This is a genomic window from Frankia sp. CeRuru1 (assembly GCF_977966315.1).
Genome location: NZ_CDWWEW010000174.1, coordinates 1 through 6,888, shown reverse-complemented (window position 1 = coordinate 6,888; position 6,888 = coordinate 1). Strand labels below are relative to the sequence as shown.

7 protein-coding genes and 1 pseudogene are annotated in these 6,888 nt (G+C 70.2%); 3 read left to right on the top strand and 5 right to left on the bottom strand.

Features of this window, described 5'->3' with window-relative positions; genetic code table 11:
* Positions 1-615 (bottom strand): annotated as a pseudogene (locus AC08OP_RS13890) (DUF881 domain-containing protein); the annotation flags it as partial.
* Between the two features lie 203 nt (positions 616-818).
* On the opposite strand from AC08OP_RS13890, the gene AC08OP_RS13885 reads away from it, so the two are divergent.
* Positions 819-1,082, top strand: a complete 264-nt coding sequence (locus AC08OP_RS13885; RefSeq protein ID WP_476592736.1) for a cell division protein CrgA — start codon at positions 819-821, stop codon at positions 1,080-1,082.
* 114 nt (positions 1,083-1,196) lie between these two features.
* Positions 1,197-1,628, top strand: a complete 432-nt coding sequence (locus AC08OP_RS13880; RefSeq protein WP_476614581.1) for a RidA family protein — start codon at positions 1,197-1,199, stop codon at positions 1,626-1,628.
* Positions 1,629-1,664: 36 nt separating this feature from the next.
* Here the strand turns inward: AC08OP_RS13880 and AC08OP_RS13875 are convergent, their stop codons facing one another.
* The 4 genes from AC08OP_RS13875 to AC08OP_RS13860 form a co-directional block, all read right to left on the bottom strand.
* Positions 1,665-2,024 (bottom strand): hypothetical protein, encoded by a 360-nt coding sequence (locus AC08OP_RS13875; protein WP_476604719.1) that lies wholly within the window; start codon positions 2,022-2,024, stop codon positions 1,665-1,667.
* Positions 2,025-2,102: 78 nt separating this feature from the next.
* Positions 2,103-4,010 (bottom strand): glycoside hydrolase family 15 protein, encoded by a 1,908-nt coding sequence (locus AC08OP_RS13870; RefSeq protein WP_462202790.1) that lies wholly within the window; start codon positions 4,008-4,010, stop codon positions 2,103-2,105.
* Positions 4,011-4,197: 187 nt separating this feature from the next.
* Complete coding sequence (locus tag AC08OP_RS13865) at positions 4,198-5,241, bottom strand: rhomboid family intramembrane serine protease (RefSeq protein WP_476614578.1); 1,044 nt, start codon at positions 5,239-5,241, stop codon at positions 4,198-4,200.
* A 156-nt stretch (positions 5,242-5,397) separates the two neighbouring features.
* On the bottom strand, positions 5,398-5,925 hold the full coding sequence (locus AC08OP_RS13860; protein ID WP_462189065.1) for a peptidylprolyl isomerase: 528 nt from the start codon (positions 5,923-5,925) through the stop codon (positions 5,398-5,400).
* A gap of 309 nt (positions 5,926-6,234) precedes the next feature.
* Here AC08OP_RS13860 and AC08OP_RS13855 point away from each other — a divergent pair.
* On the top strand, positions 6,235-6,888 hold a 654-nt coding region (locus AC08OP_RS13855), incomplete at its 3' end, for a hypothetical protein (protein ID WP_476614577.1).

The following is a 6,888-nucleotide window of genomic DNA, read 5'->3' as shown; positions in this document are numbered from 1 at the left end:
GGGGGCGTACGGGCCACCCCGGCCCTCCCGCGGGGCGTCGTCCAGCTCGACGGTCAGCGCCGGCCCGCGCACCGGGGCCAACCCCGCGGGACCGGCCAGCCGCTCGACCAGGGACCGGGCGGCGGCATCGGTCCCGCGCGCGGAGCCTGGGGCCCCTGGCGGGACGGCCTGCGCCGTGGTCGCGCGCCGCCGCGACTCGGCGTCCAGCCCGGCACGGCGGTCGGCCACCCGGCGCGCCTCCTCGTCGATAACCTGCGCGACTCCCGCCCGCTCCTGGGCCGCCCAAGCGGCGGTGTCCCGCGGGCCGGCCCGATCGAACGGGCCGCCGTCCAGCACCACGACGCCGGACAGCACGCCGGCCCAGAACAGCGACACCGCCCAGATCACCCGCCGCGACCGGCTCCCCGGCCAGGGCCAGGGCCGTAGCCCGCCGTGCACCGTTGTCCCCAACCTCCCTTGGTGCACCGCTGGACGGTTCACCCACGCCTGCCGGTGGATCGCCGGGGGCGGCACGCGACCATGCCACAGCCAGCCCGGCCGGGCGATCCGTCCGCCGCGTCGGAGGTATCGCCTCCAGCGCAGGCTACGCGGCCGATGGCGCTCTCGATGCCACATCGGTCTGATCGCCCCGGCACCGGCCGCGACGCCAGCGTCGCCCGGGCACCGACCGGAGGTGAATCCCGCCGGCCGGTACGCAACGGCGTTTCCACGGACGCCCTGTCTACGCTGGTACCCAGCGCGAGACCGCCGGTGGCCGGACGAGGACGGCGACGGCGGTCGCCGCCCTCGTCCACGTACGGCCATCGAGGAGTTCCGCAGTGCCCGAGTCACGACGCCGCAAGCCCAAGAAGCCGACCCCGACCACCACCGCGGGCGCGTCGGCACGCAAGCGGAAGCCGCCGTCCCCGCCCTGGTTCGGCGGTCTGATCCTCGCGTTCTTCCTGCTCGGGATCGCCTACCTGCTCGTCTACTACTTCTCCAACGGCGGCGTCCTGGGGATGGAGGGGCTGGGCGGCTGGAACATCCTTATCGGATTTGGTTTTGTCGTCGTCGGGCTGGCCGTGTCGACCCAGTGGCGATAGCCGGCCCGAACGCCAGACGCCCAATGGCCACGCCCGGCACAACCACCGGAGCTTCCAGCCGTGTCATTCATCCACAACCGTTGTCCACAAGTGTGGATACTTCCATCTTGATCACTGATTACCCAGAGTATCCTTCTACATCCTGAACGTCAGAAGATTTTCGGCTCCTCACCCTACGAAGCCACGATCGGGTTCTCCCGGGCGCTCCGGGTAGGCGAACGCGTGTTCGTCAGCGGGACCGGGCCGGTGTGGCCGGACGACACGGTTCCACCGGACGCTGAGCTGCAGACCCGGCGGTGCTTCGAGATCATCCGCACCGCACTGCGCGAGGCGGGCACCGATCTCGGTGACGTCACCCGTACCCGGATGTTCATCACCGATCCCGCCCACGCTCCGGCCGTCGGCGCCGTCCACGGCGAGCTGTTCGCCGCGATCCGCCCAGCCGCCACACTGGTCGTCGTTGCGGGACTGCTCGACGAGCGTTGGGTCGTCGAAGTGGAAGCCGAGGCGATCCTCGGGTCCGGGGCCAGGGCCGAGGCCGACTGACGGCCGGCCCTGACGCCGGGTCCGGGTCCCGGGCCGTCAGCGCGCGATGACCGCCCTGCGCAGACGCGCCACGGTGCGTTCGGCGTCGCCGGTTGCGACGATCAGGCGCCGGAACTCGCCGCCCGGGCGGACTTCCACCACGACCGCGGGCCGGCCGCGGTAGACAGCGACAAACTCCTTGCCGCCTCGCGACCGCCAGGTCCCGAGGGCCATGACGCGCGGCAGTCCGGTCCCGGGCGCCCGCCATCCGTGCACTTCCGCGAACGCGTCCGCCGCCAGGCGTACGTCGAGTACCTCGTCGAGCCGCACGGAGACGTCCCCGCGCACCGCGCCGATCCGTTCAAGCCCGCGCAGGACGACCTCGACCCGCTTGTCCACAACCTCCAGGCTGGCCACGGCTCCCACGTTAGTGCCACGACCCGCTCGGGTTCGCCTGATCGCCGTGGCTACCCGTCCCGGGACCGGCCTGCACGATCAGGTCGAGGGGGACGGCCGGGCGTAGGCCTCGGCATCCTCGGCCCTGATCACGTACATCACCGCGTTGATCAGGGCCAGATGGGTGAACGCCTGGGGGAAGTTTCCGAGATGGCGGCCACTGACCGGATCAATCTCCTCGGCATAGAGATCCAGCGGGCTGGCGAGGCTCAGCAGCCGTTCACACAGCTGCCGGGCACGGGTCAGCTCGCCGATCTCCACCAGGGCGGAGACCAGCCAGAACGAGCAGATCAGGAAGGCGCCCTCGGTGCCGGAGACCCCGTCGTCGGTCTCCTCCGTGCGGTAGCGCAGGACCAGCCCGTCGACGGTCAGCTCGTCGGCGATCGCGAGCACGGTGGCCTTCACGCGTTCGTCGGCCGCCGGCAGGAACCCGAGCAGCGGAATCAGGAGCAGTGAGGCGTCGAGCGCCTTCGATCCGTAGTACTGGGTGAACACACCGCGATGATCCACACCCTTCTCGCACACCTCGGCGTGGATCTCCTCCGCCACGGCCCGCCAGCGCGCCGCCGTCTTGGCGTCCCCCCGCATCTGCGCCAGCCGCCGACCCCGGTCCAGGGCGACCCAGCACATCATCTTGGACACGGTGAAGTGCTGCGGCGCCCCGCGCACCTCCCACATCCCGCGGTCCGGCTCCCGCCAGTGCGTGGCCGCCGCCTCGACGAGGCGCACGAGCACCGGCCAGAGCCGTTCGGAGAGGTAGTCACGGGACTTGGTGTGCAGGTACACGGAGTCGAGGACGACGCCCCAGACATCGTGTTGACGTTGCAGTGCCGCTGCGTTGCCGATCCGTACCGGGTAGGCTCCCTCGTAGCCGGACAGGTGACCGAGGATCTCCTCATCGATCTTCGGCTCGCCGCTCACCCGGTACATCACCTGGATGTCGTCGTCATCGTTTTCGGCGACGTCGGCGATGAATGAGAAGAAATCGTTGGCCTCGTAGTCCAGCCCGAGGGTGTACAGGCCCCACAGCGCGAAGGTGGAATCGCGGATCCAGCTGTACCGGTAGTCCCAGTTCCGTTCGCCGCGCGGGGTCTCCGGCAACGAGGTGGTCGAGGCGGCGAGCAGAGCACCGGTCGGCGCGTAGGTCAGTCCTTTCAGCGCGAGGGCGCTGCGCTGCAGATGGCGCCGCCAGGGATGGTCGGGAAACATTCCCCGCGACAGCCACTGGCGCCAGAACTCCGTTGTCCGGTCGACGGCGACGCACGCCTGCAGGTAGGTGTCCGGAAGCAGGGGCTCCTCCGGGCGCCAGGTGAGCGCGACGAACGCAGTGTCCCCCTCCCGCAGCGTGGTGCGAGCCAGTGCCCGCCGGCCGTCGAAACCGAGCCGCAGGTCGGTACGCAGCCGCAGCGTGACGTTGGTGCCCGCATGGCTGATCACGCCGGAGGAGTAGTCCTCCCCCTCGTACTGCCAGGACTCGGGCTCGCGGCCGTAGTCGAAGTTCGGCTCGCACACCAGGCTGAGATCCACCGAGCCGTGCTCACAGCGAGCCAGCCGGAGCAGCACGTGGTCGGCGTCCCAGTCGCTCGGCGTCCGACGGTGCGTGTTCGAACGCTTGTGGGTGCGATGCCAGCGCCCGACCACCAGGCAATCGGTGACGATCAGCCAGCCGTTCGGCGTCTGCCAGGTGGTCTCGAGAATGTTTGTCCCGGGGAGGTAGCGCCGGCCGGCCGGGATCTGCGTACGCTCGGGACCGAAACGGAAGCCCCCGGCCGACCGGTCCAGCACCGACCCGAAGACACTCGGGGCGTCGGGCCGGGGCACGCACATCCACTCGACGTTGCCGCTGGGGGCAACGAGACAGGACGTCTCACAGTCGGACAGGAATCCGTACTCGGCGATCGGCGGGAAGGGACTGCCCCCGCTGCGCCGCACCGGTGAATACGCCATCTGCTCCCCCTGCCCGCGCCGTGCCACGGCATCCATCACGCTATCGCCACCACACGTAGATCGCTACCATGAGTATTGACAAGAAAGCGAATGGTAGCTGCTACTCGGCGGCGTGCAAGCGTCGCGGCCGTCCTCGCCCCCGCGACCGGGGCTGCCGCACTACAGCTGTCGGACTACAGCTGTCGGGCTACACCAGTGTCGACGACTTGATGATCGCGGCGACGAACAGCAACGCGAGCACGGCGGCGACCCCGCCCGCTTGGAGCAGCACCCGGCGGGGCGAGACGTAGGCGTAGATCAGACCGATGACGGCACCGACGGCCAGCCCACCGAGATGTCCCCATTTGTCGATGTTGCTGAACGAGAAGGTGATGGCGAGGTTGATCCCGAGCACGATGAGGATCTGCCGGGAGTCAACCCGCAGGCGGCGGGCGATGATGTAGTAGGCGGCGAAGAACGCGAAGATCGCGGTGGATGCGCCGACCGACACGGTGAACCCGTCACCGAGCACGTAACTCAGGGTGTTCCCACCGAGCGCCCCTGCCACGAACAGCGCGAGGTACCGGGCCCGCCCGAGGATCGCCTCGAGCTGAAACCCAAGCAGGTACAGCGCGTACATATTGAACAGGATGTGGAGCACGCCGGCGTGCAGGAAGGCCGCGGTCAGCAGCCGGTAGTACTGGTCGTCCGCCGCGATCCGGATGCCGATCATGGCGAAGTCGCCGGTGAAGCGGTTGAAGGTACCGCGGCCGGTCAACCCGGGCGCGCCCTGCAGGATGTAGGCGACGACGCACAGGCCGATGAAGATCTGGGTGACCAGCCCCTGCCGGGCGACCTGGGCCGGGCCACCGAGTGTGGTCCGCGTTCGGCGCTGCGGCGTGGAGCGGTCGCCCTCCTCCGGGCAGTGGAAGCCAACCGCCGCCGGGCGCATGCAATCGGGGCAGATCGGCCGGCCGCAGCGCTGGCAGGAGACGTAGGTCTCCCGGTCCGGATGGCGGTAGCAGTACGGGATCACCGCGGCGCCGGGTGGCTGCGGCCGGCCGGCGGGCGGTCCGCCCGCGGGAGGGCCGCCGGGACCGGAAGGTGGAGTCCACCCCGACCAGCCGGGCGCCGGGCCGACCGTGGGTCGCCACCCCGGCTCGGCCACCGGCTGGCCCGAGCCAGCCGGGCGCTGCTCCGGGCCGCCCGGCTGGTCATCCGTGGGCGGTTCGACGGGCGGGTTCGCTGTCACCACGCCGCCCCGGCGGCCGGCATCGCCACCCGAGGAGTACGGCTGACGTGAACACGTCCGGCCGCCCGTACGCATGCGGTGGCCGGCGACCACGCACGCCGCGCGGCTGGAGCTCTCATGCGCCGTACTCCCGGGTTCGAGGCGGGGACCGGCCGGTCAGGCGGACCGGCGGTCGATCACGATCTCCTGGATGACGATGTCAGACTTCGGCCGGTCCTGCGCCCCGGTCGGCGCCTTGGCAATCGCATCCACCACGTCGGTTCCCCGCGTGACCTCACCGAAGATGGTGTGCTTGCGGTTGAGCCAGTCGGTGGGCGCGACCGTGACGAAGAACTGCGAGCCGTTGGTCCCCGGTCCGGCGTTCGCCATCGCGAGCAGGTACGGCCGGTTGAAGGTCAGGTCCGGATGGAACTCGTCGGCGAACCGGTAGCCCGGACCGCCTCGACCGGAGCCCAGCGGGTCACCGCCCTGGATCATGAAGTTCGGAATGACCCGATGAAAGACCGTTCCGCTGTACAGCGGCGTGCCGGTCTTCTTGGCACCGGTCGCCGGGTCCGTCCACTCCTGCGTGCCGGTCGCGAGGCCGACGAAGTTCCGCACCGTCTTGGGAGCGTGGTCGGGGAACAAGCGGATCTCGATGTCCCCCTGAGTCGTCCGCAGCGTCGCATACAGCTCCTCGGCCATGAGCCTCTCTTCTCTTCAGATCGATCTCTGCGGGTGCCTGGTCAGCCGGCGTCCGGATGGGTCTCGATCGTATGCGCCGGGCGCCGCGGGGGAATTCCATCACCGATGGTTGGCACCGGGTACACGTTCCCAAGGGCACAGCCCAGGCATGTCACCCAAGTATGAGTGACACGCTACGGAAGGTTGACGCGTTGGAGAAGCCCACCGACGGGGTACGGCACACTTCACAGATCTTGACCAGACCGAACCCAGGCACACCACCAGTTCCATGGCCGGACGCCTCGACCATCGGCTCAACGAAAGGGCATCATGAGTACGACATTGAAGGACAGACTGTCACATGTTACTGACACGGCGCCGGTTAGCGGGCTGTCCGACACCGCGAAGAGCGCCGCCGACCGCGCCGGCACGGTCGCTCACAAGGCGGCGAGCAAGGCCGGGGGCACGGCCGGATCGGCCGCGTCGGCCACCAGGGATGTGGGCGCCAGCGTGGCGCACCGGATCTCCGACGCCTCCAGCACGGCCACCAAGACCGGTGTGTCGGCCCAGAAGGCAGCCGGGAAGGCCGCGGGCCGGGCCGTCGGCAAAGCCACCGCCGTGTCCGGTCGGACCGCCAAGCGGATCGAGAAGGCCCGGGCGCATGCCGAGCTCTCCGCCGAACGCGCCCGGGCCGCCGCCGAGCTGCGGGCGGAGAAGCATCGCTCCCGGCGCGCGGTGCAGCGCGAGACCAAGGCCCGCCTGCAGGCCGACAAAGCCCAGGAGATCCTGGAGAAGCGGCTGGCGAAGGCCGAGTCCAAGCTCGCGAAGGTGCACCGCCGCCGGCGGCGGGGGTTCCTCACGCTCGCCATCGTCGGCGCGGGTGCGGCGGGTATCGCCGCGGTGCGGCGGTACCTGGCCCAGGCTGAGGAAAGCCCAGCCGCCACCGCCGAGCCCGTGCCGCTTGACACCACCACCGCCGCCCCA

Coding starts and splice junctions, on each gene's coding strand:
- AC08OP_RS13870 (WP_462202790.1), bottom strand. CDS start 4,010: ATGGCGTATTCACCGGTGCGGCGCAGCGGGGGCAGTCCCTTCCCGCCG.
- AC08OP_RS13860 (WP_462189065.1), bottom strand. CDS start 5,925: ATGGCCGAGGAGCTGTATGCGACGCTGCGGACGACTCAGGGGGACATC.